The sequence below is a fragment of the Sorangium sp. So ce1014 genome (genome assembly GCF_051521505.1).
In the GTDB taxonomy this organism is placed as follows: Bacteria; Myxococcota_A; Polyangia; order Polyangiales; family Polyangiaceae; genus Sorangium.
In genome coordinates this window covers 6697964-6724895 of record NZ_CP150356.1, presented here as the reverse complement: position 1 = coordinate 6724895, position 26932 = coordinate 6697964, and the positions used below count along the sequence as shown (strand labels likewise).

The 26932-nt window shown below is 71.4% G+C and carries 18 protein-coding genes; 12 read left to right on the top strand and 6 right to left on the bottom strand.

Annotated features, from left to right (window positions below; translation table 11 throughout):
- Nucleotide 1 precedes the first annotated feature (1 nt).
- Nucleotides 2–892 carry a serine/threonine-protein kinase gene (locus tag WME75_RS25325; protein WP_437494921.1) on the bottom strand — a complete coding sequence of 297 codons (891 nt, stop codon included), beginning with the start codon at nucleotides 890–892 and terminating at the stop codon, nucleotides 2–4.
- A 718-nt stretch (nucleotides 893–1610) separates the two neighbouring features.
- On the opposite strand from WME75_RS25325, the gene WME75_RS25320 reads away from it, so the two are divergent.
- Nucleotides 1611–5474 carry a serine/threonine-protein kinase gene (locus WME75_RS25320; RefSeq protein WP_437475960.1) on the top strand — a complete coding sequence of 1288 codons (3864 nt, stop codon included), beginning with the start codon at nucleotides 1611–1613 and terminating at the stop codon, nucleotides 5472–5474.
- Between the two features lie 15 nt (nucleotides 5475–5489).
- On the opposite strand, the gene WME75_RS25315 is transcribed toward WME75_RS25320, so the two are convergent.
- The 4 genes from WME75_RS25315 to WME75_RS25300 all read right to left on the bottom strand — a co-directional run bounded on the left by WME75_RS25315 (nucleotide 5490) and on the right by WME75_RS25300 (nucleotide 9592).
- The gene (locus WME75_RS25315) at nucleotides 5490–5771 is read right to left on the bottom strand and encodes a pyrimidine/purine nucleoside phosphorylase (RefSeq protein ID WP_437475959.1); all 282 of its coding nucleotides are present in this window, start codon (nucleotides 5769–5771) and stop codon (nucleotides 5490–5492) included.
- Nucleotides 5772–5930: 159 nt separating this feature from the next.
- The gene (locus tag WME75_RS25310; RefSeq protein WP_437475958.1) at nucleotides 5931–6770 is read right to left on the bottom strand and encodes a hypothetical protein; all 840 of its coding nucleotides are present in this window, start codon (nucleotides 6768–6770) and stop codon (nucleotides 5931–5933) included.
- A gap of 664 nt (nucleotides 6771–7434) precedes the next feature.
- Nucleotides 7435–8787 (bottom strand): sensor histidine kinase, encoded by a 1353-nt coding sequence (locus WME75_RS25305; RefSeq protein WP_437475957.1) that lies wholly within the window; start codon nucleotides 8785–8787, stop codon nucleotides 7435–7437.
- Between the two features lie 79 nt (nucleotides 8788–8866).
- Nucleotides 8867–9592, bottom strand: a complete 726-nt coding sequence (locus WME75_RS25300) for a response regulator transcription factor (RefSeq protein ID WP_437475956.1) — start codon at nucleotides 9590–9592, stop codon at nucleotides 8867–8869.
- Between the two features lie 116 nt (nucleotides 9593–9708).
- Here WME75_RS25300 and WME75_RS25295 point away from each other — a divergent pair, with 116 nt between their 5' ends.
- The 8 genes from WME75_RS25295 (at nucleotide 9709) to WME75_RS25260 (ending at nucleotide 19051) form a co-directional block, all read left to right on the top strand.
- A complete protein-coding gene (locus WME75_RS25295) occupies nucleotides 9709–11196 on the top strand; it encodes a TolC family protein (RefSeq protein WP_437475955.1) in 1488 nt (495 codons plus the stop codon).
- Complete coding sequence (locus tag WME75_RS25290; protein ID WP_437475954.1) at nucleotides 11193–12437, top strand: efflux RND transporter periplasmic adaptor subunit; 1245 nt, start codon at nucleotides 11193–11195, stop codon at nucleotides 12435–12437. The genes WME75_RS25295 and WME75_RS25290 overlap by 4 nt, the downstream gene beginning before the upstream one ends.
- A gap of 1 nt (nucleotide 12438) precedes the next feature.
- Entirely contained in the window at nucleotides 12439–13170 is a 732-nt protein-coding gene (locus tag WME75_RS25285) for an ABC transporter ATP-binding protein (protein ID WP_437475953.1), read from the top strand.
- Entirely contained in the window at nucleotides 13164–14375 is a 1212-nt protein-coding gene (locus tag WME75_RS25280) for an ABC transporter permease (RefSeq protein ID WP_437475952.1), read from the top strand. The genes WME75_RS25285 and WME75_RS25280 overlap by 7 nt, the downstream gene beginning before the upstream one ends.
- A gap of 242 nt (nucleotides 14376–14617) precedes the next feature.
- Entirely contained in the window at nucleotides 14618–15100 is a 483-nt protein-coding gene (locus tag WME75_RS25275) for a hypothetical protein (protein WP_437475951.1), read from the top strand.
- A gap of 131 nt (nucleotides 15101–15231) precedes the next feature.
- The gene (locus tag WME75_RS25270; RefSeq protein ID WP_437475950.1) at nucleotides 15232–15963 is read left to right on the top strand and encodes a zf-TFIIB domain-containing protein; all 732 of its coding nucleotides are present in this window, start codon (nucleotides 15232–15234) and stop codon (nucleotides 15961–15963) included.
- A gap of 379 nt (nucleotides 15964–16342) precedes the next feature.
- Complete coding sequence (locus WME75_RS25265; RefSeq protein WP_437475949.1) at nucleotides 16343–17854, top strand: glycoside hydrolase family 26 protein; 1512 nt, start codon at nucleotides 16343–16345, stop codon at nucleotides 17852–17854.
- Nucleotides 17855–17902: 48 nt separating this feature from the next.
- On the top strand, nucleotides 17903–19051 hold the full coding sequence (locus WME75_RS25260) for a PAS domain-containing protein (protein ID WP_437475948.1): 1149 nt from the start codon (nucleotides 17903–17905) through the stop codon (nucleotides 19049–19051).
- Between the two features lie 55 nt (nucleotides 19052–19106).
- On the opposite strand, the gene WME75_RS25255 is transcribed toward WME75_RS25260, so the two are convergent.
- Entirely contained in the window at nucleotides 19107–19823 is a 717-nt protein-coding gene (locus WME75_RS25255; protein ID WP_437475947.1) for an aspartate/glutamate racemase family protein, read from the bottom strand.
- Between the two features lie 525 nt (nucleotides 19824–20348).
- On the opposite strand from WME75_RS25255, the gene WME75_RS25250 reads away from it, so the two are divergent.
- The 3 genes from WME75_RS25250 to WME75_RS25240 all read left to right on the top strand — a co-directional run bounded on the left by WME75_RS25250 (nucleotide 20349) and on the right by WME75_RS25240 (nucleotide 26909).
- Complete coding sequence (locus tag WME75_RS25250) at nucleotides 20349–22103, top strand: efflux RND transporter periplasmic adaptor subunit (RefSeq protein WP_437475946.1); 1755 nt, start codon at nucleotides 20349–20351, stop codon at nucleotides 22101–22103.
- The gene (locus WME75_RS25245; RefSeq protein ID WP_437475945.1) at nucleotides 22103–24577 is read left to right on the top strand and encodes an HlyD family efflux transporter periplasmic adaptor subunit; all 2475 of its coding nucleotides are present in this window, start codon (nucleotides 22103–22105) and stop codon (nucleotides 24575–24577) included. Before WME75_RS25250 ends, WME75_RS25245 begins: the two co-directional genes overlap by 1 nt.
- Before the next feature lie 82 nt (nucleotides 24578–24659).
- Complete coding sequence (locus tag WME75_RS25240; protein ID WP_437475944.1) at nucleotides 24660–26909, top strand: B12-binding domain-containing radical SAM protein; 2250 nt, start codon at nucleotides 24660–24662, stop codon at nucleotides 26907–26909.
- Nucleotides 26910–26932: the final 23 nt, after the last annotated feature.

Genomic DNA, 26932 nt, shown 5'->3' with positions numbered 1-26932 from the left:
TTCAGGTGGCGGGGCGCAGCGCTCGCCAGCCGTCGAGCACCTCGGCCACGTTCGCGAAGCGGCGGTCCGGGCTGTGGGCCAGACCGCGGTTCACGAACACCTCGACATGCTTGTCGACCGGCGGGGGCATGAGGTTGCCGATGCGGCGCGGCGGCGTCCTCGTCTTCATGTCGGCGAGCATCATCAGATTGCGCGCGGCGTAGGGGAGCTCGCCGGTGAGCGCCTGAAAGACCACCGTCATGGCCGCATAGAGGTCGGCCCGGTGATCCACCGTCTTCCCCTTCACGAGCTGCTCCGGCGGCGCGAACCTGAAATCGCCGAGACACCGGCTCGGCGGGCTCACCGCGTCGTCGGAGTGCGCGGGCGGGAGCTTGCACGAGCCGAGATCCAGCAGCGTCAGCCGCTCGCCGTGCGGACCCCGATCGAGGAGCACGTTTGTGGAGCTGATGTCGCGGTGGATGATGCCAATCTCGTGCAGCTCGGCGATCGCCAGCCAGAGCTGCTCGAACAGCGGGTGCAGGGCGTCGAACGGGATCGGCCCCAGCCGGGCGAGGCGGTCGCTGAGGAGCTCCCCCTCGCGCAGCTCGAACACGAGGAGCGGTCCGTGCTCCGGGTCTTTGCCTCCATCGATCGATGGCAGCGTGTGCGGGCCCCGTAGCCGCTGGCACGCCGTCGCCTCGCGCTGAAAGCGCGCCTGGGCCTCTTCCAGGGGCATGCGCTCCGGCGTGCTGAGCACGCCCCCCGGGTCGAGGCGCATCGGAGGCTCGCCGAGCACCTTCACCGCGACGTGGCGGCCAGCGCTCGCGTCCTCGGCGCTGAACACTTCACCGAGGCCTTCGCGGCGGAGATGGCGCACCACGCGGTAGCGCTGGACCAGTACGGTTCCGGGCACGATTGACAAGAGCGGCCTCCTTCGCTTGACAAAAAGGGGTCGAGCGCACTCTGGTCGCCTCCCCCCGGTCCCCAGACAAGCTCATTTATCACGCGGGCGCGACAGAGGAAGCGCCGCGCGCTGGCCGACGTGAAAAGGAGGCCACGCCTACACCTGCCACTTCACATCCCCTGGCCGTTGCGCCGTCGCGCCGTCGCGCCGTCGCGCCGTCGCGCCGTTGCGCCGTTGCGCCGTTGCGCCGTTGCGCTCGAGGTCGCCTGGACGAAAAAGTCCCGTGGCGCGGGCGAGGCGGGCGAGGCGGGCGAGGCGGGCGAGGTGAGCGCCACCTGCCAGGCGCGCCGCGGCGGCGCGGCGACGGGGACGACCGGCGAGGGGCGCCGCGGCCGCTCCGGTGTCCCGCATTGCCGGCCTCGTGAGCCGCTGGAAAGGCCGCTCGGCGCGCCCGGAGGGCGGCGGAGGAATACCGGCGTGTCCTCGCGGCCGGACGCGGGCGGGGGCGCGCCGGGCGCCTCGACGCTGTAGAGTTGCCCCTGACCGCGCTCTCTGGTGACGATGCCGATCGAAGCGCGGCAATCGGTGGGAATTGCATGGAGGAGGCGGAGCCTCGGGGCGCCCGGCTCCGGTGATACGTCAGCACCCCCGAACCGCTGGTCATTCTCGTAAACTTCGCGTAGCTCCCACACAGGACGGACGATCCGCGGGAGCGGCGGTAGGGGCAATGCGAGCGGGAAACGTCATCGACGGCCGGTTCGAGATCGCGGAGCTCGCTGGCGCCGGCGGCATGGGTCACGTCTTTCGTGCGCGCGACCTCAGCACCGGCGAGACCGTCGCCCTCAAGGTCCTCCAGAACGCCGCCTCCCAGGACTCGAGCCGCCTCGCGCGCGAGGCGCAGGCGCTCGCCACGCTGCGGGTGCCGGGCGTGGTGCGGTACATCGCGCACGGCCTCACCGACCTCGGCCACCCGTACCTCGCCATGGAGTGGCTCACCGGCGAGACTCTCTCCCAGCGCCTCGCCCGGCAAGCGTTCACCCTGGAGGAGAGCCTCAAGCTCACCCGGCGCATCGCGACCACCCTCGGGTCCGTGCACCGGCTCGGCGTCGTCCACCGCGACCTCAAGCCGAGCAACCTGCTCCTCGTCGGCGGCGCGATCGACCGCATCACCCTCATCGACTTCGGAGTGGTCCGGATGTCCGGCCTCGACCAGCAGCTCACCATGCCCGGCGCCATCCTCGGCACCCCCGGCTACATGGCGCCGGAGCAGGCCCGCGGCGAGGCGCAGGTCGACGCGCGCGCCGACGTCTTCGCGCTCGGCTGCGTGCTCTACAAGTGCGTCTCGGGGCGCGCCCCGTTCCGCGGCGCGCGCGGGCTCGCCGTGCTCGTCAAGGTGCTCATCGAGGAGCCGCCGTCGCTCCGGTGGCTCCGCGACGACGTGTCCGAGGCGCTCGACGACCTTGTCACGCGGATGCTGTCGAAGTCGCCCGACGGCCGGCCGAGCGACGGCAATGCGGTCGCGGCCGAGCTCGCCTCGCTCATGGATCCCGCGACGCTCTCGGTCCGCCCGCCGTCGAGCTCCATCCGCCCGCCGGAGCTCACGACCGGCGAGCGCAAGGTGATGTGCCTCGTGCTCGCGCGCGACGGCCTCGCCCCCGGCGCCTCCGAGCCGGCGCTCCCCGAGGCCGACGAGCAGGCGCGCGCGCAGGCGCTCTCGGCCACGGCGGCGCGCTACAGGGGCCAGCTCGAGCTCGTCGAGGCGCGGCTGCCGCTCGTCGTGCTCTCCGGCGCCGGCGCGACGACCGACCTCGCGGCGCGGGCGGCCCGCTGCGCCCTCGCCGTCCAGGCGCTGCTCGGCGGCGCGCCGGTCGCGGTCGTCACGGGCAGGGCCGAGATCGCCTCCCGCTTGCCGATCGGCGATCTCATCGACCGCGTGGTCCAGCTGCTCCCCGAGAGCCGCGCCCCGTCCCGCGCCGCGGCGATCCGCATCGACGAGGTGACGGCGGGGCTGCTCGGGGCGCGGTTCGAGATCACCTCCGGCGAATCCGGCCCGTGGCTCCACGGCGCGCGCGAGGAGCCGGACGAGGTGCCCCACCTGCTCGGCAAGGCGACGTCGTGCGTCGGGCGCGAGCGCGAGCTGTCGCTCATTCGCGACGAGCTCGCCCGGTGCGTCGAGGAGTCGACCCCGAGCGTCGTGCTCGTGACCGGGCCGGCGGGCATCGGCAAATCGCGGCTCCGCCACGAGCTCGTCCGCGCGATCCGGGCGGATGGCGAGCGGGTCGAGGTGTGGCTCGGGCAGGTGGACCCGATGAGCGCCGGCACGACCTTCGGCCTGCTCGCGCACGCGCTCCGGCGGGCGATCGGCCTCGCGGAGGGCGATTCCATCGAGGAGCGGCGGCGCAAGGTGCGGGCGCGGGTCGAGCGGCACGCGGCGCTCGACGCCGCGCGGGTCGCGACGTTCCTGGGCGAGCTCGTCGGCGCGCCGTTCCCGGACGACGACGTCCAGCTCCGGGCGGCGCGGCGGAACCCGATGCTCATGGGCGACCAGCTGCGCCTCGCCTGGGAGGATTTCCTGCGCGCCGAGTGCGCGGTGCACCCGGTCCTGCTCGTGCTCGAGGACCTGCACTGGGGCGACCTGCCCACGCTCTCGATGGTCGACGCCGCGCTCCGGAACCTGAAGGACCGGCCGTTCATGGTGATGGCGCTCGGCCGCCCCGAGGTGCACGAGCTCTTCCCGAAGCTGTGGGACGAGCGGCGCGGGCACAAGCTCCGCCTCGCGGGGATCTCGCGCCGGTCGAGCGAGCGGCTCGTGCGGCAGGTGCTCGGCGAGGGCGAGAGCCAGGCGCTCGTGGCGACGCTGGTGGAGCGCGCGGACGGCAATGCGTTCTACCTGGAAGAGCAGATCCGCGCCGCGGCGGCGGGCAAGGGCGCGGACCTGCCGGAGACGGTGCTGGCGATGGTGCAGGCGGAGCTCGACGCGCTCGACGGCGCGGCGCGGCGGGTGCTGCGCGCCGGGGCGGTCTTCGGCGAGACGTTCTCGCGGAGCGGGGTCGCCGCGCTGGTGGGCCGGGCGGAGGTCGACCCGCTGCTCGCCGAGCTCGAGGGGCGGGAGCTCATCGTCCGGCGCTCGGTCGAGGGCGCGCCGGAGGCGGTCGAGTACCGGTTCCGGCACGCGCTCGTGCGCGAGGCGGCGTACGGGATGCTGACCGATCACGATCGCCGCCTCGGCCACCGGCTCGCCGGCGAGTGGCTGGAGCGGGCGGGGGCGGCGGACCCGATGGCGCTGGCCGAGCACTTCGAGCGCGGCGGCGAGCCGGCGCGGGCGGCGACCGCGACCCTGCGCGCGGCGGAGCAGGCGCTGCTCGGGAGCGATCTCGGCGCGGCGATCGAGCGGGTGGAGCGCGGCATCGCGCGCGGCGCCTCGAAGGCGACGGCGGGGGCGCTGCGGCTCTGCCAGGCCGAGGCGCACCTCTGGCGCGGCGAGTTCGCGCTGGCGGAGCGGCGGGGGATGGAGGCGCTGGAGCGGCTCTCGCCCGGGTCGGCGCCGTGGTTCTCGGCGCTCACGCAGATGGTCCTCGCGGCCTCGAAGCGCGGGAATCACGACCAGGTCGAGCGCCTGCTGCGCGTCGCGCAGAGCACGGAGGCGCGGAGGTCGGGGCGCCCTGCGCGCAGCGTGTGCCTGTGCGCGGGCGCCGGGCGCCTCGTCTTCGGCGGGCGGTACCAGCTCGCGGACGAGGTGCTCGACGCGATCGAGCAGGACGCCGAGGAGACCGAGCAGGAGGTCGAGGTGCTGGCGCGTCTCCACGAGGCGCGCGCGTACCGGGCGATGGCGGGCGGAGATCCCGGCGCTTGCCTCGCGGGCTTCGACGCGGCGCTCGCGGCGTTCGAGCACGCCGGCGATCGGCGCAACGCCTGCTGGGCGAGGAACAACCTGGGCTCCTGCTACGCGGAGCTCGGCGATTTCGAGGGCGCCGAGGCGGCGCTGCGCGCGTCGCTCGCGGACGCGGAGCGGATGGGGCTGTCGGACGCGCGGCTCGGGGCGCTCCTTGGCCTGGGCCCGGTGCTGGCGCGGCTCGGCCTCGTCGAGGAGGCGCAGCGGACGGCGGAGGAGGCGATCGCGACGTCCCAGGGCCTCGGCGACGCGCGCCGGGAGGGCGCCGCGCGGACGTGCCTCGCGAGGATCCTGCTCCAGTCGGGCGATCTCGGCGGGGCGGAGCGCGAGGCGCGCGCCGCGGTGGCGATCCTGTACGGCGCGCCTCCGCTGCGCGCGTTCGCGTATGCGGTCCTCGGGCGGGCGCTGCTCGACGGGGGGCAGGCGGTGGACGCGCTGGCGGCGACGACCGAGGCGTTTTGCCTGCTCGAGTCGGTGGGCGCCGAGGTGGGCGAGTCGCTTGTGCGCCTCGCGCACGCCGAGGCGCTCTCGGCGTGCGGCCACCGGCGGGAGGCGGTGATGGCGGTCGCGTCGGCGCGGGAGCGGTTGATCGAGCGGGCGAGGAAGATCGGTGATCCGGTGTGGCGCGCGAAGTTCCTCGGCAATGTGCCGGACAACGCGGCGACGCTGGAGCTGGAGCGCAGGTGGATGGGGGCGTAGGCGGGCCGCCTGCGCTCAGAGGAACTCGCAGAAGTACCCGGCGGGCTGCGAAGCCTTGACGTCGAAGGCGCTCTTGCCCGCCACCTCGAACGACGTCCCCGCCGGGTACACGCGCCATTCCTGCGAGCCGTCGAGGCGGACGGCGAGCTCGCCCGCGACGACGGTCATGCGCTCCGGCGCCTCGGTCGAGAAGTGAAACTCGCCGGTGTCGATGACGCCCATCGTTTGCCGGCGCCCGTGGCGCTCGAAGGCGACGCTCTGGACATTGCCGTTGAAGTAGCTGTTGTGCTTGAGCATGGCGCCCTCCCTACCGCGTCCCACCCCGAGAGGCCAGGACGGTGAGCCTGAGGGCGCCGAGCATCACGACCGCTCCGGCGCTCCAGGCTGCTGTTCGGGAGGGCTCATGACGGCGCGGGCTCGTCTCCTCGCGCTTCGCCGCGGGCCACGGGAGGGCGATCAGGGCAGCTCGTCCGCGCCGCCCCCGTCGTCACCGCTCGGCTCGGTGGCGGGGCTCTCCGCCTCGTCCTCCGGCGGAGCCTCCTCGGGCTTGCTGCTCGCGTAGCGCTTGCCCGCGCGATCCGACGCCCGGAGCACGGGCCCGCGGATGATCTCGATATCTCGCGCCGGCGCGCGGGACATCTCGAGGTTGGAGAGCACGAGCGACACGATCTTGAACCACTGGCTGCGGGCGGCCTGGATGGTGGTCTTGGTGGTGGGCGTGGTGGCCTGGGTCGCCTCGAGCTCCGTGCGGGCGCGCTCGAGCGCCTGCAGCTCGCGGCCCTTGGCGAGCCAGCGCTTCACGACGTCGAGCAGCGACGCCTTGCCGCGGGCGGGGATCGACCTCAGGACGTCGGTGATCTCGGGCTCGTCCTCGAGGAGGCGGGCGATACGGTGGGTGTTGCCCGCCTCGGCGAGCGGCGAGGCGTTGAGGATGGACAGGCCGCTCGGGAAGAGCTTCTTCTGGACGCCATCGCACTGCGCGGCGCGGGCGGCGTCGGCCGGCTCTTCGGCGAGGCAGAGCTCGCGGTGCGTGTCGATACCGTACGATACGGCCCGGGCGAGGTGATCGTGGCACCGGTCGACTTCCGTGCTCTGGTCGATGAGCGCGCGCACCTTCGCCGATGCGCCGCCGCCGCGGCTCGGCTGGACCGCGAGCACCCCTTCGTGGGCCTCCACGACCCGCGGGTGGAGCGCCGCGACCTCGGGGATCGACAGGAACAGCTTGCGCTGCTTCGGGTCCTCCACCCACGGGGAGAGGAGCGCGACCATCTCGTCGAGATTCAGATGCTTCAGCATGAGAGACACCTCCTGATGGGGTGATGGGGGCAATGCCAGAGGAGGCATTGCGGGTGAGCGGGTAAGAGAAGTCCTGTTGTGTCGTGCGTCAAGACGCACGCTGCGCTGATTTCTTGCGATGATCGCGCGTGCGCTGGACTCTTGCAGTCGTAGTGGCGCGCCGGCGATGCGTGGCGTGGCTCGGGGAGGGCGGGCGTCGAGAGGTCGTCAGGTCGTCACGTGTCGGCATCGCCGTGGGAGGCTTCCTGACGGATGCGGGACCGGGATGCGCGGCCGCCGAAGCCGGTGCGGAGAGGTCGCCACGTGGCGGAGCCGCCTCGCGAGGGGGACGGGACGGGTCCGGAACCGGAAAAGGGGACCTCGAAAGGTGGTGCGGAGAGGTCGCGACATGGCGGCGCCGCCTCGGAAGGCGGGGCAGGTCGATGCGGGACCTGGAGGGGTGGCCTCAGGAGGCGGCGCGGAGAGGTCGCGACGTGGCGGCGCCGCCTCGGAGGGGCGGCGGGTCGATCCGGGATCGAGACGGACGGCCTCGGAGGGGGCGGCGGGTCGATTCGAGATCAGAACGGACGGTCCAGAACGGACGGTCCGGGGTTCGGGAATGCACCGATCCGGCTCCGAGAATGCGCCACCGCGGCGCGCGGCGACGAGCAGGGGTAAGCCCCCCTCAGCCCCCCACGTCGACCGGCAACCGCAGCGCGACCTCGAGCCCGCCGCCCTCGGCGTTCCTCGCCTCGACCTCGCCGCCGTGCAGCAGCACCGCCCGCTGGGTGATCGCCAGCCCGATCCCCGTGCCGCCCGCGCCGCGCGCCCGGTGATCGTCGACCCGGTAGAACGGCTTGAAGAGGTCCCCGAGCGTCCCCTCGGGGACGCCCGGCCCGCGATCGCGGACGCGCAGCTCGGCCAGGCCGCCGGCGCACGAAAGGTCGATGCGGACCGTGGTGCCCACCTCGGTGAATCGCACCGCGTTGCGCACGACGTTCTCGATGGCGCGCCGGAGCAGCTCCTCGCTCCCGTCCAGGGAGCACGCGTCGCGCGCCCCGAGCTCGACCGAGCACCCTTTCTGCTCCGCCTCGAACGCGGCGTCGTCGACAAGCTGCTCCACGAGCGCGGTCAGATCCACCCGCTCGGTGCGCTCCATGCCCCGGCCCGACTCCAGCCGGCTCAGCGTGAGCAGCTCGCCGATCATCCCGTTGAGCCGCTCGGTCTCCCGCTCGATCCGGTCGAACGCCGGCTCCACGTCCGGCGGGGAGCGGCGGCGGACGAGCTCCAGCGCGATGTTGAGCCGCGCGAGCGGCGACCTGAGCTCGTGCGAGACGTCACGGAGCAGCCGGCGCTGCGTCTCCAGGAGCTCCTCGATACGCTCGGCCATCCGGTCCATGTCGCGCCCGAGCGCCAGCGTCTCGCCGTCCGCGCCCGCGAGCTGCTGCGCGACGCGGACCGAGAGATCGCCCGCGGCCATCTGCTGCGTGGCGCCGCGCAGGATGCGGATCGGACGCGACAGGTAGCGCGCGAGGCTCACCGCGACGAGCCCGGTCACGACCACGATCGCGAGGAGCCGGAGCGGCAAGGTCTCCGGCACGATGAAGAACATCCACGGCGACCGGACCGGACCCGTCGCGACCGCGGCAAAGGAAGGGTCGCGGCGCAGGACGACCGCGACGAGCTCCCGCTCGCCCACCTCGACGGCGATGCCGTCGGCCGAGCGCCGCGCCTGCTCCTCGACGCCTCGCGCTCCCTCGATGGGCTCGCCGCTCACGAGCGCGCCGGACCGGTAGACCGCGACGCGCAGATCCCGCGGCTCGATCGGCGCGAGGCGCTGCTCGCAGCCGGAGAGCCCGTCCCGCGCGCAGGAGAGCGCGCTCTCCGCCCGGAGCTCGACGCTGCGCGTGCTCAGGCGGCGGCGCAGCGAGCTCGACTCGGCGGAGAACGCCCAGCCGTGGATCCCCGCGAACAGGCCGACGAGGAGCGCCATCGCGATCCACAGCGAGACAAGGAGCCGCAGGAACAGGCTCTTCACGAGCGCCCTCCGAGGCCAAGGCGCCTCACGCGGCCTCCGAGGCCAAGGCGCCTCACGAGCGCCCTCCGGGGCAGGCGCCTCACGCGCCCTCCCGGGCCAGGATGTAGCCGGCGTTGCGGACCGTCTTGATGCGCTCGCCGCCGCTCGGACCGGGGCCGAGCTTGCGGCGGAGGTTCGAGACGTGCATGTCGATGCCGCGGTCGTACGCCGCGAGGCGGCGGCCGAGGACGCGCCGCGCGAGGTCCTCGCGCGAGACCACCGCCCCCGCCTGCCGGACCAGGACCTCGATCAGGTCGTACTCGGCCGTCGTGAGCCGGACCTCCTCGCCGCGAACCCGGACGCGCCGCGCGGCAGGGAACACCTCGAGATCGTCGACCGTGAGGACGCTCTGCGCCTCCGCGGCGCCCGGCCCCGCCGCGACCGCCGCGACCGCGTGGGATGCGCGCCGGTGGAGCGCGCGCACGCGGGCGACGAGCTCGCGCGGGTTGAACGGCTTCGGCAGGTAGTCGTCGGCGCCCATCTCCAGGCCGACGATGCGGTCGACGTCCTCGCCCCGCGCGGTGAGCATCAGGACAGCGACCCGCGAGCTCCGACGGAGCCGCGTGAGCACCTCGAACCCGTTGAGCCCGGGCAGCATCACGTCGAGCACCACGAGGGTGAACGGCCCCTCCTGCGCGCGCGCGAGGCCGGAGATCGCGTCGCGCGCGCTCTCCACCGCGTAGCCCTCCTGACCGAGGAGCTCGGCCAGGAGCTCGCAGAGCTCGGCGTCGTCGTCGATGACCAGGATCTGGGGCGGATCCGCCATGTCGGGGACTGTAGCGCGGTCGTCGCGGCGCCGTGTAAGGCCTGGTCAAAAGGCTCTTGACGAATCTTTACACGAACCGGACACCTCTTGAGACACTGCACCCTAGCCTGGGCTCCATGACGCTCACTCGCTCCGTTCCCTTGCCGTGGCTGGCGTCCCTCGCCGTGATCGCCACGTGCTCGCTGAGCAGCGCGGCGCGCGCCGAGACGCTCACCGCCGAGCAGGCGGTCGGCCGCGCAGCCTCGCAGAACCCGTCGCTGCGCGCGGCCCTGCTCGAGGCCACCGCCGCGCGGCAGGCCGTCGCCGCCGAGCAAGGCGCCCGCAAGCCCACGCTCTCCGCCTCCGTGACCGGACAGTACACCGAGGCCTTACGCAACGGGGACGTTGGGATCACGCGCTCGGGCAGCACGATCGTCGCGTCGAACGTGGCCCTCCGGTACACGACCGACGTGGGGACAGGCCTCGAGGTGGGCGCGTCGGCGAACACGGCGTGGAGCTCCCAGCCCCGGAGCCCGGAGTACACCGCGGAGGCGTACGTCTCCGCGCGGCAGCCGCTCCTCCGGGGCGCCGGGACCGACGCCGTCCTCGCGCCGGTCGTGCAGGCGGAGGCGTCGGCGGTCGCCGCGGAGCGGGAGCGCGACCTCGCGGCGAGCCAGACCGCGCTCGACGTGCTCGATGCGTACTGGGAGCTCTGGTACGCGGAGCAGGCGATCGGCGTGCAGGAGCAGGCGCTCGCGGCCGCGCAGCGGCAGCTGAACGACGCGAAGACCCGCGCCGAGACGCTCGGCACCGGCACGCGGGTGGACGTCCTCCAGTTCTCGACGTCGGCCGGGTCGATCGCGGACGCGCTGTCGCAGGCCCGCGCGGCGCGCTCGGCGCGGGCCATCGCGCTCGGCCGCGCGCTCGGCATGGACCCGGGGCGGGCCGCGTCGCTCTCGCCGGCCGGCGCGCCGCCCTCCCTCGGGGCCCTCCCCGCGACCGACGCGCTGACCCGCGCGGCGCGCGAGCGGTCCCAGGAGCTCGCCGCCCTGCGCGCCGACCTCGAGGCGCAGCGCGCGCGGGTGAGCTCCGCGGAGGACGCCGACCAGGTAAAGCTCGACGTGTTCACGACCGCCTCCGTGGGCACGCTGTGGGCCGATGACGGCCTGCCAGGGCTCTCGCTCCCGGGCGGGCGGCCGGCGTTCAGCGTGCTCGGCGGGCTCGACCTCGAGCTGCCGTTCGGCGGGGGCCGGGCGCCCGCCGACGCGGCGCGCGCGCGCACGCAGCTCGCGGTCGCGGAGGCGCGGTACCAGGCGCGCGCCGAGGCGATCGCGGCCGAGATCACCACGCTGCGGGTGACCCTCGAGGCCGCCGCCGATCAGGTCGCGCTCGCGATGGAGACGGCCCGCCTGGCCGGCGAGCTGGCCGAGGCGGAGCGGCAGCGGCTCCTGCTCGGGACGTCGACGTCGGCCGACGTGGTGAAGGCGGAGCAGACGCTGCGGGAGGCGGAGCTCCGCAAGCTGCGGGCCGTGGTCACGGCGCTCACCTCGCGCTTCCAGCTCGATCACACCACGGGCGCGCTCCTCGATCGCTTCGCTTCGGTGCTCCCCAGGAGGTCGTCATGAACAGGAACAAGAAACGCTACCTGATGTCCGGCGTGGCCGCGGCGGTCATCGCGACGTTCGCGATCGGCGGGTACGCCTGGTATCAGACGCCCTCGAAGGCGCCCGCCGGCCCCACGGTCGAGATCCGCCGCGGGAGCCTGACCGAGACCGCCGCGGCGTCCGGGAAGATCGAGCCCGACGTGCAGGTCGAGGTGAAGTCGCGCGCCGCGGGCCAGGTCATCGAGCTGCTCGTGAAGGAGGGCGACCACGTCGAGGCCGGGCAGCTCCTGGTCCGCCTCGATCCGATGGACGCGGAGCGCAAGCTCGCCGAGACGCGCGTGGCGCGCGACCGCGTGAAGGCCGACCTCGGCGCGGCGCAGGCGTCGCTCTCGGCCGCGGATCTCGAGCGCAAGAACAACGAGGTGAGCCAGCAGATCGCCGAGAAGAGCGCGGAGCTCGGCCTGGGCTCGACCGACACCGCCCGCTCGGCGGCGCACTCGACGAAGGTCGCGGGCGCCAACATGACGCTGCGGCGCGCGCAGGTGACCGCGGCCCAGGCGCAGCTCAAGCAGGCCGAGCTCGCGGTGCAGGACGCCGAGACGCGGGTGAAGGAGATGCAGATCTACGCGCCGATCGCCGGCACGGTGCTCGACGTGGCGGTGGAGAAGGGGACGCTCGTCTCGTCGGCGCTCACCAACGTGAGCGGCGGGAGCGCCGTGATGACGCTCGCCGACCTGACGAACCTGCGCATCGTCGGCGCCATCGACGAGGCGCAGATCGGCCGCGTGGCCCCCGGCCAGCGGGTCGACATCCGCGTCGACGCCTACGGGGACCGGGTGTTCCAGGGCGTCGTCGATCGCGTGAGCCCGCTCGGCAAGGAGGTGTCGAGCGTCGTGACCTTCGACGTCGAGATCGTCGTCAACGACAAGGAGGCGTCGCTGCTCCGGTCGGGGATGAGCGCGGACGTGGAGATCGTGACGGCGGAGCAGAAGGACGTGCTGCTCGTGCCGCTCCTGGCCGTGCAGTCGGCGGGCAAGCGGCGGTTCGTGCGGCTCACGAGCGGCGAGGAGCGGCCGATCAAGACCGGGGCGACCGACGGGACGCACATGGTCGTGGTCGAGGGGCTGAGCGAGGGCGACGACGTCCTCGCGAGCGCGCCCGTCGCGGGCGCGCCGGGGCCGCAGCAAGGGCAGGGGCAGCGCGGCGGGCAGAACCCGATGCGCGGGATGGGCATGGGCATGGGCTCGCGAGGAGGCCGCTGAGATGGACGTCCCGGTCTTCGTGAGCGGTCTCTCCAAGGTGTACCACGCCGATCGCGAGGACCTCGCGGTGCGGGCGGTCGACCGGATCGGCTTCGAGGTGCGCCGCGGCGAGTCGGTCGCGATCATCGGGGCGTCCGGGTGCGGGAAGTCGAGCCTGCTGAACATCCTCGGGTGCCTCGACCGGCCGACGGAGGGCACGTACCGGCTCGGGGGGCGCGACGTGGCGGAGCTCGACGACGACGAGCTCGCGGCGCTCAGGAACCGGCACATCGGGTTCGTGTTCCAGAGCTTCAACCTGCTGCCGCGGATGACGGCGGCGGAGAACGTCGAGCTGCCGCTCCTCTACGGGGCGGTCAAGGACAGCTGGGCGCTCGCGGAGAGCGCGCTCGCGCGCGTCGGGCTCGCCGCGCGCGCGCGGCACCTGCCGTCGGAGCTCTCGGGCGGGCAGCGGCAGCGCGTCGCGATCGCCCGGGCGATCGTGACGCGGCCGTCGATCCTCCTGTGCGACGAGCCGACGGGCGCGCTCGACAGCCGGACGGGGCGCGACGTGCTGGAGCTCTTGATGTCGCTGAACGCGGACGGGACGACGCTCCTCATGGTGACCCACGATCTCGGCGTGGCGCGGTCGCTCGCGCGCGCCATCCACATGAAGGACGGCCGCATCGTGGCCGACGGCCCGTCGGGCACGGTGGTGTCGGCGTTCCACGCGAGCGAGATGGAGTCGGCATGCTGATCAAGGAGACCGCGAAGAGCGCGTGGCGATCGCTCGCGTCGAACCGCATGCGCACGCTGCTGACGATGCTCGGCATGATCATCGGGACCGCCGCGGTCGTGGCGGTGCTCGGCATCGGCGAGGGCGCGCGCAGCAGCGTGGAGGGGCGGATCCGGTCGCTCGGCGCGAACCTGCTGATGGTGCGCCCCGGGTCGGCGTCCGCGAGCGGGGTGCGCTCCGGGACGGTCAAGACGCTGACGGAGGGCGACGCCGAGGCGCTGAAGGGGCTCGACGGCGTCTCGGCGGTCGCGCCGGAGCGGAGCGGCAGCGCGCAGCTCCGGTACATGGCGAGCAACCTGAACGCGTCCGTCACCGGGATCACGGCGGCGTACCTCGAGGTCCGCTCGCTCGCGGTGGCGAGCGGCGTCGCGTTCTCCGACCTCGACGAGCAGCAACGCGCGCGCGTGGTGGTCCTCGGCGCGAACGTGGCGCGGCAGCTGTACGGGGTCGACGCGAGCGGCTCGCCGCTCGGCACGCGCCTCCAGATCAACGGGAGCGCGTTCCGGGTGGTCGGGGTGCTCGCCGAGAAGGGCTCCGGGATGGGCTCGCCGGACGACGGGGTGTTCGTGCCGATGTCGACGCACCGGTCGGTGCTGTTCGGGCAGGACCACCTGTCGACCATCTCGCTCCAGCTCGCGAGCGAGGATCGGTCCGATGTGGTGATCGCGCAGCTCGATCAGCTCCTCCGGCTGCGCCACCGGCTGCGCGCGGATCAGCCGAGCGATTTCGAGGTGAGGTCGCAGGCCGAGATGCTGGCGACGATGGGGCAGATCACGGGCACCTTCACGACGCTGCTCGGCAGCGTGGCGGCGGTATCGCTGATCGTGGGTGGCATCGGGATCATGAACATCATGCTTGTGTCGGTCCGGGAGCGCACCCGCGAGATCGGCGTGCGCATGGCGGTCGGGGCGCGGCGGCGGGACATCCTGCGGCAGTTCCTTGTCGAGGCCGTCGTTGTGTCGCTCGCGGGCGGCGTGGCCGGCGTGGGCCTCGGGTACGCGGCGGCGGTGCTGCTGTCGCGGTTCGGGGAATGGGCGACCATCGTGCCGCCGTATGCCGTCGGTCTGGCGCTCGGGGTGTCGATCCTGATCGGGATCACCTTCGGCGTGGGGCCGGCGCGGCGCGCGGCGCGGCTCGATCCGGTGGAGGCGCTGCGGTTCGAGTGAGCCCGGGCTGCGGGCGGGACTGCCTCGAATGGAGACGAGAGTTGGTCCTGAAGGGGGTTGTCTCGCCGTGAGCCAAAGATGAGCTCGCCGAGCTCACGCCATGATTGCGGTGGATCTCGAGGCGCCTCCGTTTGACACGGTGTGGCAGCCAGCCCCCGTAGCGCCGAGGGGCAGCGTGGCCCTGATCCCGCCAGAGCTTTTCAGGTACCCGCCCGCCGTCGGCCCGCTATCCTGTCGGGGGCATGTCGGTCCTGCTGCAGAACGAGTACCTGACGGTCACGCTCGAACTGGAGCGCTCGGTCGTCCGGAGCACCCGTTCTGAAGTCCCGTATGCCTCCCCCGACGAGTTCATCCGGGTCCACACCGAGGCGCTGCAGATCTACGAGTCGCTCGAGCGCGCGAGCCTCGGCCACCTCGTGGATATCCGCCGGCCCGCCATGAACAACGATCCGGCGTTCGAGGCCGCGACGATGCGCACCCGCAGCATGATATGCCAGGAGTTCGCCGCCGTCGCCGTTGTGGTGCGGACGGCGGTCGGCGCATTGCAGGTGAACCGGCTCCTGCGTGAGGAGAACAACGACAACGTCGTCGTGTTTCACGACGACGACGTCGCGATGGGATATCTCCTCCAGGAGCTCGGGAAGCGGGTGCGTCGCTCCAGCGCGCCGCCGGGCGGCCGATCCCGGAGCTCCCGTCCGTCGGTGCGCCCCGCCAGGGTGCGCTGAGCCCGCGTCGCCCGCCAGGGTGCGCTGAGCCCGCGCAGCCCTGATGACCCGACGGCGGCCACTCCGGCGCCCGATCGAGGGCGCCCGCGTCGCCGCTTCTCGTGAGCGCGCCCTTCGCCTACCATCGGGGGATGCGCACGTGCTCGCGCTGCGGACTCCTGATCGACGCAGAGGGGCGCTGTTATCCGGGGTGCACAGGCCCGGATCCCGGGTGCACAGGCCCGCTCGCCACCGTGCGCTGCGGCGGCTGCTACCAGCTGAACCCGCCCGACGCGGAGCGCTGCGGCGGCTGCGAGCACGAGCTCGGCCTGGAGCCGATCGCGGAGCCGGACGCGCTCCGCTGCTCCGAGTGCGAGGAGCCCTTCTCGGCGTTCCGCGCCGCGACAGGCCTGCTGCGCGACTGCGGTCGATGCGGCGGCCAGCTCGTCGACCACGCGCTCCTGCGAGACCTCCTGGAGAGCCGGGAGAGCTACGGCACGAGCGCGCCGAGGCCGCCGCGGCGCCCGGAGCAGGTCGACGTCCGCGTGCGCTACATCCGCTGCCCGGCGTGCGGCCAGCCGATGAACCGCAAGAACTTCGCCGGCAAGAGCGGCATCATCGTCGACATCTGCAGGGAGCACGGCACCTGGTTCGACCGGGGTGAGCTCCCGCTGCTCCTCGCCTTCGCCGCGTCGGGCGGCACCGCGAGGGCGCGGCAGCAGCAGATCGAGGACGAGGAGCGCTCGCGCCGGCAGGCGGAGATCGCCAGGGACACGGCGAGACGGGCGAGCGCCGTCGTGACCGCCTCGGCCTGGGAAGGCCGGCGAGCCCGGCGGCTCGCGGTGGAAGAGCTGCTCGAGCTGCTGTGGCAGATCACCCGCTGAGCGGGCGTCAGGGCGCCCGCAAGAGGCAGCAGGCGGCGAAGAGCGGACAGCGGACGATACGGCCGCACACGCTCGGAGCGCCGCCGGCGCCGCGCTACAACTCTTCTCCGGGGCATAACACTAATTAACAATCCAGCGTGTGTGTCGCGTGAAGCGCCGCGCGGAAATCCAGGAAACTCGCGTGATGATGCGCGGCGGAGCGCGGTGATCTCGATTCATGACAAGGTGTCATTATGAGGTCTTTGCGTGCAGCGTGGCTGCAGAAGATGCGAAATTCAATCAAACTATTGCTCTCCGACTCATGTGTGCTTTCTCTGTTCCCATGATGACTTCTCGGACCCGCTTTCCTTTGCTCGATGAACGACTCCTGCTGTGTGCCGTGTCCGCCCTCCTCGCCGCCTGCGGCTCGGGAGAGCTCGCCGGCGCCGAGCTGTCCGAGCAGCACGCGTCCGCCGTCGCGCAGGCGGTGAGCCTCGTGCCGACGAGCGACGTCGCGCTCAACATGATCTGGGGTGGGGGCGGCACGGCGCCCATCTTCAGGCTGGTCGACGACGGCACCTCGTTCGGGGCGAGCGACGGCGGCGGCACGTTAGCGCGGAGCGCGCCGGGGGCCGCCGCAGCGTCGCTGACGCTCGGCTACGCGGGCGCCCCGGCGGGCGGCGCGAGCCAGGTCGTCGTCAACTACCAGGCGTGGGCGATCCACGGCGGCGCCGGCACCGTGCGCGTCAACCTCTACGACGGCAATACCCTGATCGGCTCCGGCCCGGCGCGCGCGCTCAGCGCGAGCCAGCAGAACCTGAGCGAACCGTTCGGCGGCCTCGCGGTGGCGAACGGCGACCAGCTGCGGACCGAGCTCGTCTTCCAGAACACCGCCGGCCAGGGGTCGCTCGTCTCGTCGCTCGTCTGGATCGATGTCACGTCCCCGGACGAGGACGGCGGCACGCCGCCGGACGGCGAGCCCGTCGTGTCGGACAAGCTCGTACCGAGGAACGGCGCCTGGTGGGGCGGGTACAACTCGGCGAGGAACCATGGCTGGGACTGGGGCCTCGCGATCAAGGACTTCGAGCAGAAGGCCGGCCGCAAGCTCGACATCGTGTACCGCTACCACGACTGGGGCACCACCGATAACGGCGTGTTCCCGGACAGGTTCGAGACGGCGCAGATGAGGGAAGGATATCTCGTCCACCTGTCGTGGGAGACGCGCCGCTACTCGGCGGGCCAGAACGTCACGTGGACCGAGATCGCGAACGGCTCGCAGGACGCCGTCATCCGGGCGGCCGCGGAGCGCGTCAAGAACGCGCCCGGCAAGCTCATGATCGCCTTCGACCACGAGATGGACAACACCGACATGCACAGCGCAGATGGCCCGGACGCCGATTACGTCGCCGCGCACCGGCGCGTCGTCGACCTGTTCCGCGAGGCGGGCGCGACAAACGTCGTGTGGGTCTGGACCCCGATGGGCTGGAGCGGCACGCGCGCCCGGCTCCCCGCCCTCTACCCCGGAGACAGCTACGTCGACTGGCTCGGATACGACCCCTACAACTTCTATGAGTGCAACGGAGGGGGGTGGAAAGATCCCGCGACGACGTTCGGGAGTCACTACACGTGGATGCACGAGCCGGCGCAGAGGGCCTGGCACGGCGACAAGCCGTACATCCTGAGCGAGTTCTCCAGCCACGAGGACCCGGCAGACCCGAACCGCAAGGGCGAGTGGATGCGCGGCATAGTCGACGCCCTGAAGCGGTATCCCGACATCAAGGCGGTGCAGTTCTACAACTCGAACGTGACGCTCAGGAGCCCTTGCAAGCTGGCCGTCGACTCGAGCCCCCAGTCCGTGGCGGGCTATGCGGAGGCGGGGCGAGACCCGTACGTGAACCAGCCGCACGAGTGAAGCTACGTGCAGGACGGCCGAGGGCGTCGTATGACGTGTCGCCACGACATGACGTCCTTCGACCAGCGCCTGTCGGCCCTCGAGCTGTCCATCCTGCCGGCGTGGGTCTACGACCACGACCGGCACCGCTTCCCCTGGGCCAACGCGAAGGCCCTCCAGTTCTGGCGCGCGCTGGATCGCGCCGAGCTGTACTCCCGCGATCTCTCGGACCTGTCACCGGCCGTCCGCGCGCGGCTCGACGGCTACCTCCGCGTCCTCGCGGAGGGCGGCACCGTCGTGGAGGACTGGACGCTCTACCCGCGCGGGACGCCCGCCACCGTGACGCTCCACGGCCAGCCGATCCACGTCGACGACGGGCGGCTCGCCATCCTGTTCCAGGCGCTCCCGCAGGCCTCCGGCGTCGACGCCTCCATGGTGCGCGGCGTGGAGGCGGTCCGCCACTCGTCCGTGCTGGTCAGCCTCGTCGACCGCGCGGGGGCGGTGCTCTTCCACAACCCGGCGGCCCTGCGCGCCTTCGGCGACGCGCCGCAGATCGACGGGGTGTTCCCGGACGAGGGCGAGGGCGCGAAGGTCCGCGGGGTGATCGACGCCGAGGCGCCCTGGTCGGGGGAGCTGCGGGTCCTCACGACCGACGGCGAGCGGTGGCACCAGGTGGAGGCGCGCCCCACGACCGATCCCGTGACCGGCGCGCGCGCGGTGCTCGTCCAGCAGCTCGACGTCACGGCGCAGCGGCGCGCCGAGGGGCAGATCGAGCAGCAGGTCCGGCTCATCGACCAGCTGAACCGTTCGCTCGCCCTCGTGGAGGAGCAGCGGCGGCAGATCCTCACGCTGTCGGCGCCGATCCTCGACGTCGGCCGGGGCACGCTCGCGGTGCCGCTCATCGGGCGCCTCGACGCCGAGCGCGCCGGTGAGCTCGGCGAGCGGCTCCTGCCCGCCATCGTCGCGCAGCGGGCGTCCCACGTGGTCCTCGACGTCACCGGCGCGGACGCGCTCGATCCGGACGGCGCCGCGGCCCTGGAGCAGCTGGCGCGCGCGATCCAGCTGCTCGGCTCCAGGCCGATCCTCACCGGCGTTCGCCCGGAGGTCGCCCGCGCGCTTGTCGACGTCGACCTCGGCGAGGACCTGCTCGTCCTGCGCAGCCTCGGCCGCGGCCTGGAGGTCAGCCGCAGGCGCGCCGCGGGGAGGCGGCAGGTCTAGCTGTCGATGCCATCCTCGCCGACACAGCGCCCCAGGAAGCGCGAGCCCCCGGGTGCTACACGGTGAGCTGAGCCGGCTCTCCTTCGAGCGCTCGCTCCGCGGCGGCCACCGCGTGGATCCTCGTCGTGTCAAAGACAGGTACCTGAACGTCCTGCTGCCCGACGAGGAGCATGATCTCCGTGCACCCGAGGATGATCCCTTCGGCGCCCGCAGCGACAAGGTTCTCGATGATCGCGAGATACTTCTGTCGAGAGGACGGATTGATCTGTCCAAGACAGAGTTCATCGTAAATGACCCGGTGGATCGTCTCCCGTTCCGCCTCGTTTGGAATTAGCACGTCGAGATCGTGCTGTTCTGTCAGGCGCTGTCGATAAAAGTCCTGCTCCATAGTAAAGCGGGTCCCGAGCAGCCCGACCCGGCGGAGCCTCCGGTGCCGGATCTCTGCGCCTGTGGCGTCAGCGATATGGAGAAGAGGGAGGCGCGTCCGCTCTTCGATGACCCCGGCGACCTTGTGCATCGTGTTCGTGCAAAGGACGAGGAACCCGGCGCCCGCGCGTTCTAGCCGCACCGCTGCGTCTGCGAGCACCTGGCCCGCATCCTGCCAGCGACCTTGCGCCTGCATCTTCTCAATTGGGGCGAAGTCCACGGAGAACATCAGGCACTCCGCGGAGTGCAGGCCACCGAGGCGTTGCTTGACGGCCTCGTTGATGATTCGGTAGTAGTAGAGGGAAGACTCCCAGCTCATGCCCCCGATCAGCCCGATGGTTTTCATGTCGTATGGGGCGGAGCTATAGCCGGTTCCTGCGGAGGGGCCAACCGGCTCCATGGCGGCGCACGAGGCTCACCCGGCGTTGCCAGGACGTTTGTCCCACAGACGGCCCCGCCGCGCGCTGTGTCACACCAGGTGCTGTTCCTTTTTTCAAGGTGACCAGAATCCAGTAAATTTGGCGATTCCAGAAGCTCTTCGAAACGCCATGGTCACGATGCTGCAACCTGTTCTGCCTGGACTGACACTGGACTGACAATCTGACCGTGGCGACGGGCCCCTTCCGCGAAGCCCCGGCGCCCATGGGGTGAACGCGGGGTGCATGCGGGTAAGACGGCATCGCGCACGCCATGGGGGCCCTGGGGGATGGGATCGCGTGAAATCGCGTGGGATCGCGTGGGATCGCGTGGGATCGCGTGGGATCGGAACAGGCTGTTGTTTCTGGATGCCAAAAAATATTGGCACAGAGAAATCGTCATCATATAATGAATGCCTTGTCAGGCCCGACGCCTGGGGTGCTTAGAGAAGGCTGTGGTCTCCAATTTTGAGCATCATCCGCCGGGCGCTCCTGCGCTCCGACCGGATCTGAAGTTCTTTCGGGGCTCCGAGCCGAGCGTCGTCCTGGTCTATGACCCGGTCGCTGGCACGCAGCACGCGCTCTACGAGCTGGATTGCCTCGTCGCCCAGGAGATGGACGGCAGGCGCGATCTGGACCAGCTCACGTCGAGGGCGCGCCGGCATTTCCCGGACGTCACCCGCCAGCAGGTGGCCAGTCTGATCGAGCAGATCGCCGCCCTCGGGCTCCTCGTCGGCCGACAGCCTGCGCTGCACGCCCGGGCGGCGCGGATGGAGCCGCCCGCGGGGATGGCCATCGACTTCGATGCCTTCCGTTCACAGCTCGTTGCGGCTCTCGAGGGCATGCCCGCGCGCCGCCCGAGCGCGGCGGGGAACGGGCTCGTGCACGGCGACGGCGCCGCGGAGCCGTGCGCGTTCAGCGAGAGCAAGGAGGACGAAGACGCCAATGCGCGGCCGGCGACGTCGCCGCCGGACGAGCCTGTGGCGTCCGTGTCGCCCGCCGGGTCGGCGCCGCCCGCCGGGCAGGAGGAGCCAGCGTCCGCGGCGCCGTCGCCTGACGCGGCCAGCCCACCGGAGCCGGCCGATGCTGCGCCCTCCGCCGAGGCGAAGGGTGGAGCCGCGGCACGAGGCGTCGAGGAGCAGCCGGCGCTCGGGGAGGCGTGGGTCCGGGTCAAGGCGCCCTGGTGGACGCGCCCTGCCGCCCGCCGCCTCTTGCCGCTCTGCCTCGCCGCTGTCCTCCTCGGCGCGCTCGCGGTCATCCCCTATCCGCTCTACGTGACGGAGCCGTGCATCGTGCTGCCGTTCAGGCGCGTCGACGTGCGAGCGCACATCGAGGGGCTCGTGGCCGAGATCCTTGTCGACGAGGGAGATCACGTCAGGGTCGGCGATGTGCTCGCTCGGCTCGACGCGCACGACCTCGACACCGCCCTCCTGCGCGCCCATGCAGAGATCGAGCGGCGACGCGCTGAGCTCGCGAAGGTCCGCGCGGGACCGCGCCAGGAAGAGATCGACCAGACGAGGGCCTCTGTCGCCGCGAGGGCGCACGACGTCCAGTTCGCCGAGACCGAGGCCAAGCGCAGGTCGGCCCTCTTCGCCGCGCAGGTCGAGACCGCCGAGCGAAAGGACAGCGCCCTGCGGGACCTGGCGGTGAAGCGCAAGGACCTCGCGATGGTCGAGGCGGAGCTGCGCCTGCTCCTCGCAGGATCAAGGCAAGAGGAGGTCGACGCCGCCGTCGCGGAGCTCGAGCTCGCCAAGATCGAGCTCCAGGACCTCGAGAGGAGGCGCGAGCGGTTGACGATCGTCGCGCCGAGCGACGGGATCGTCGTCACCCCCAAGCTGCGTGAGCACGTGGCGCAGAGCGTCCGTGCCGGCGACACGCTCTGCGAGGTGGAGGACCTCAGAAAAGCACGCATCGAGATCTTCGTCCCCGAAAGGGAGATGGACGTCGTGACGCTCGGTCAGCCGACGGCCGTGAAGGTCCAGAGCTATCCGCTCATGCCCTTCCGGGGCACGGTGAACTTCATCTCCAGGAGCGTGGAGGAGCGGAACGGCGAGCAAGTGATCCGCGTGATGACGGAGGTCGACAATCCTGACGGGCGGCTCCTCGGGAAGATGACGGGCTACGGCGAGATCAACACCGGCGACAGCAGCCTGCTGTGGCTGGCCCTGCGCCGCACCGTCAGGTGGATCCGGCTCCGGTTCCTCATCTGATGAAGCCGCCCGGCCGCTGCAAGCTCCGCGACGACCTCGTGTATCACCGTCAGGACGACGGGGTACGCGCTGTCACGCTGGTCCAGGACCCGCTCCGTTCGGCGTTCTACGAGATGAGCGATCTCCAGATCGCCATCATGGAGCTCCTCGACGGCAAGCGCTCCTTCGCCGAGGTGGCAGGCGAGCTCGAGCTCCTTCACGGCATCACGGTTCCTGTCGAGCGGATCCGGCGGTTCACGGTCTTCCTCGCGGGGAAGATGCTGCTCGACATCACCTCGTACGAGGTGGACCCGCCCGGCATGCGGCGCGCCGTGCTGCGGGAGCTCCGGCGGCGCGGGCTCGCTCTTCGTCGAGGAGAGTCGGAGGGCGGCCGTCGCCTCGCCGCGGAGGAGACCGCGCTCTTCGGGGCGGGATTGCGGCAGATCGAGGCGGGCAGGTGCTGTCAGGCCGCCAGGTACCTCGCCGCGGTGATCGAGGTGAACCCGAACAATACCCGGGCGCGCGCGGTCCTCTCGACGATCGCGGAGGTGTTCTTCCGGTGCCACCGGCTGCTGCCGTCGCACATGAGGATGGTGCACCTCTGGAACCCGGATCGCTTTCTGAGCAGGCTCGACCGGCTGATCGGGCGCTTCGTCTTCAGCGGGTGGGGCGTCTGTTTCCTCGCGCTGCTCCTGGTCGGCGCCGCGGTGGCGCTCGTCGACGTGAGCGTGCCCCCGGCGTCGTCGTTCCACTGGGGGAACGTGCTGCTCGCGCCCCTCGTGATCGGCAGCTCGACGCTGTTCCTGCACGAGCTCGGGCACGGCCTCGCCTGCAAGCATTACGGCGGAAAGGTCGAGAGCATGGGGCTCATGCTCTTCTACGGGGTCATCCCCGGCGCCTACTGCGACGTGACGAACGCCCACCAGTTCTCGAACCGGCGACACAAGATCGTCGTCTATCTCTTCGGGGTGCTCGTCGAGCTCGCCGTGCTGTGCCTCTGGCTCATCTGCTATCACGTCGCGGCAGAGTCTTTCTTCCTTCGCAAGGCGATCCTCGTCTGGTTCACCTACGATCTCTACGTCATCGGCACGAACCTGCTCCCGCTCGTGAAGGGCTACGACGGCTATTTCGCGCTCACGCATTACCTTGATATGCCGGATCTGAGCGAGCGCTCCTTCGCGTACATCCGGGGGCTGCTGAGGCGCACCCTCTTCGGGGTCGGCCCGGAAGCGGGGCCGGTCACGCCGCGCGAGCGGAGGATCTTCATCGCCTTCGGGGTCGCCAGCGGCGTCTATTCCATCCTGTTCATCGGCGGCGTCTGCTTCGGGTTCCTCTTCCCGCTCGCGGTGCGGTATCTCCACGGCGTCGGCGTCGTCCTGGCGGTGCTCTACAGCTACAAGCTCTTCGGCTCGAAGGTCGTGTCCGCGGCGATCGCCTTTGCGCGCTTCCTCCACCGGGAGCGGAGGCAGGTCTTCACCCGGCGCCGCACGCTGGCGATGGCGGCCCTGGGCTCGGCGGTCGCTGGGCTGCTCTGCTGTCCTTGGCCGCTCTCGGTGGACGGCCGCATGGTGGTGGAGCCGCGTGAGCGCGCCGTGGTGCGCGCCGCCGAGGGCGGGATCATCGAGCAGATCGCGGTGCGGGACGGAGAGCTCGTCGCGCGGGGCCAGGTGCTGGCGACGCTCCGCGCAGACGCGCTCGCCATCGAGCGAGACCGGCTCGCCATCCAGCTCGCCCAGGCGCGGCTCCGCGCCCGGTCGATCAAGGAGGGGCCGCGGCAGGAGGAGATCGCGCTGGCAGAGCAGCGCTCGCGGCGAGCGCTGTCGCTGAGGGATCACCTGCGGAAGGAGGCCAGTCGCTCCTCGCTCCTCGTCGACGCCGCGCTGCGCAGCGCGCAGGAACATCTGCTCCTGGCGCACGGCGCCACCCGCGCCGCCGACGACGCGGTGCTCGCCGAGCGGAAGCTCGACGCGCTCCGGAGCGGATCCCGCGAGGAGGACATCGCCGAGGCAGGAGCGCTCGTCCGGAAGCTCGAGGCCGAGCTCACGGGGCTCGAGGTGCGCCGCGAGCACCTCACGGTGCGGAGCCCCATCGACGGCGTGGTGATCGGGCGGCACGTCGAAGAGCGCCTGCACGCGCGGCTCGCGCGCGGGGACGCGCTGTGCGAGATCCACGACCTCCGCCGGATCAGCGCGCGGATCTGGCTCTCCGAGGAGGAGCCGCTCGCCGACCTCGCGCCGGGGAGCAAGGCCGCGCTGCGCGCCCATGGCGACCCGCACCGCGCCGTGGAGGTCGAGGTCCAGGAGATCGCGCCGGTGACCGCCGGGAGCGACGCCTTCGTCGTCGTGGGCACGCGGGAGATGGAGAACCCCGGCTGGCCTTCAGGCATGTCGGGACGAGCGCGAATCTACCTGTCACAAAGGACGCTTGGTTATCTCTGGATCGGCGTCCCCCTCCTCAGGGCCATCGATTACAAGATGTGGTCCCTGCTGGGATGATCGAGCTCCGAGGGGAGCAGCGACGAGGAACGAGAGGCACATCACCGCTCACGGCATCGGGATCGAACAAGGAGCAATGGTCATGCACGAAAAGGTATTCCTGCTTCACTCGCCGATCGCGACGCCGACGGAGCCCCCGGTCGGCGTCTCTCAGCTCGTCGGCTACCTCCGAGGTCACGGGCTGGACCTCACGGTCGCCGACCTGAACATGGCGTTCTTCGACGGCGTCATGACGAAGGAGGCGATGAGCCGCTGCCTGTCGCAGGCGAGGCGCCGCTTCTCGACCCTCGACGCGAGCCCGCGCCTCGCGGGCCGCGCGCTGCTCTCCTATGTTCCGCTGCTGCAGCACGCGTCGCTCGACACGCTCCCCGACCGCATCGAAGGGGCGGTCTCCGTGTTCCGGGACAAGGAGCGGTTCTTCGATTTCGAGAGCTATTTCGAGGGCGCGCGGGCCGCGAAGAGCGCCTTCGGCCTGCTCTCGGCCACGCTGTCGCCGTTCTCCCTGGACTTCACCGAGGCCTCGTCGCTCCTCCACAATTTCGACAGCTCGGTCGAGCTGTACGAGGCCATCGACGAGTTCCAGCGGATCGAGGACAACGTGGTCCTCGAGATCCTGAACCGCGCGCTCGACGCCACGTTCCGTGGGCACAGGCCGTCCGTGGTCGGCATCTCGATCACCTATGCGCATCAGTTCTTCTTTGGCATGCTCCTCGCCCGGCTCGTCCGGCAGCGCTTCCCGGAGACGTACCTGGCGCTCGGCGGCCCGCTCGTCGCGACCATCGCCAACCGGGGCCGCAAGGTGGGCTCGTTCGCGCTCTTCAGAGACGCCGACGCGATCGCGGTGAGCGACGGCGAGGTGGCTTTCCGCACGGTGATCGAGCACGTCGTCGCGGGTCGGCCGGTGCCGCCGACCCCGAACCTCATCGTGTACGATCGCCGGACGGGGGTGGGCGGCGTCCCCGACGTCAACGTGATCGAGGACATCGACGAGATCCCGTCCCCTGATTTCAGCAGCTTGCCGATGGACCGTTACTGGTCGCCCACGCCGGTGTTGCCGTTGCCGATCGCGCGCGGCTGCTACTGGGACAAATGTACGTTCTGCTTCTACGGCTTCGTCCCCGACGGCCGCCGCGCGACCGCGCCGTACCGGGAGCGCTCGGTTCACAAGATCGTGGAGGACATCGCGGTCCTCAACCGGAAGCACGGCTGTACCCATTTCGATTTCACGGTGGATCTCGTCGCCCCCGTCTTGCTGGACAAGCTGGCGGCGGCCCTGCCAGAAGCGGGGCTCGACGTGAAATGGATGCTCGAGGCGCGCGCTGAGAAGAACTTCACCCGCGAGCGCTGCAAGAAGCTCAACGCCGGGGGAATGACCTACGCCGCCTTCGGGTTGGAGTCGATGGACCAGGAGGTCCTCGACGCGATCAGCAAGGGGACGAAGGTCGCCCAGTACGCCGCGACGCTCTCGAACTTCTACAACGAAGGGATCGCGACGCACGCGATGGGGTTCTTCGACTTCCCGAACGAGGACTACAAGGCGGCGCTGTCGAGCATCGAGTTCCTGAAGCAGAACGACAAGAACCTCAGCGAGGTCGGCTGGGGCAGCTTCATCCTCGACATCGGCTCGCAGGTGCACCGCGACGCCGAGAAGTTCGGGATCGAGGCGATCGTCCACGCGGAAGAGGACATCGCCACCTCCGTCTGCCACGCGCCCAAGGCGCCGAGCAAGACGGAGGAAGAGCAGGAGAAGCTCGAGGCGCTCTTCGAGGAGTACCGCCTGACGCACGACAAGTACTCTCACCTCGGCCGGCCGTTCCTGGGCGGCGGGTCGCTCGAGCCTCATTGCCTCATCTATTTCGGCAAGTGCGGCCCCACGGCTGCAGCCGACTTCACCCGCGCCGTGAAGCGCCGGCTCATCCCCGAGGTCACCGGGGCCGACCGGCTCAGGATGGCGGTGCGCGACGCGCGGCTCCACTATCCTGTGAAGGACGTCTATCGGCTCTTCAACGAGCTCAGGAAGCTCCTCTCCGACGACAAGGCCGGCCCCGTGCTGACGATCGGCCGGCGAGGGAGCAAGAGCGAGCGGGTCCGGCGCTTCGACCGCTACGACAAGTTCCTCGTCGGCGGCGACGAGCGGCGGGTCCTCGCGTCGCCGGACCAGATCGTCGAGGTGAGCGAGTCCCAGTGGGAGGTGCTCTCGGCCTTCGCAGAGGTCCGGAGCGTGCAGGAGGTGCTCGACCTCTACGAGGAGAGCGCGCCTCAGATCCAGGCGCTCCTCCGCAAGGCCGTGTCCTACGGGTGGCTGGAGTCGGTGCCCGCCTCCCCGTGCTGATCACGGCTGATTTCATCGCGAGC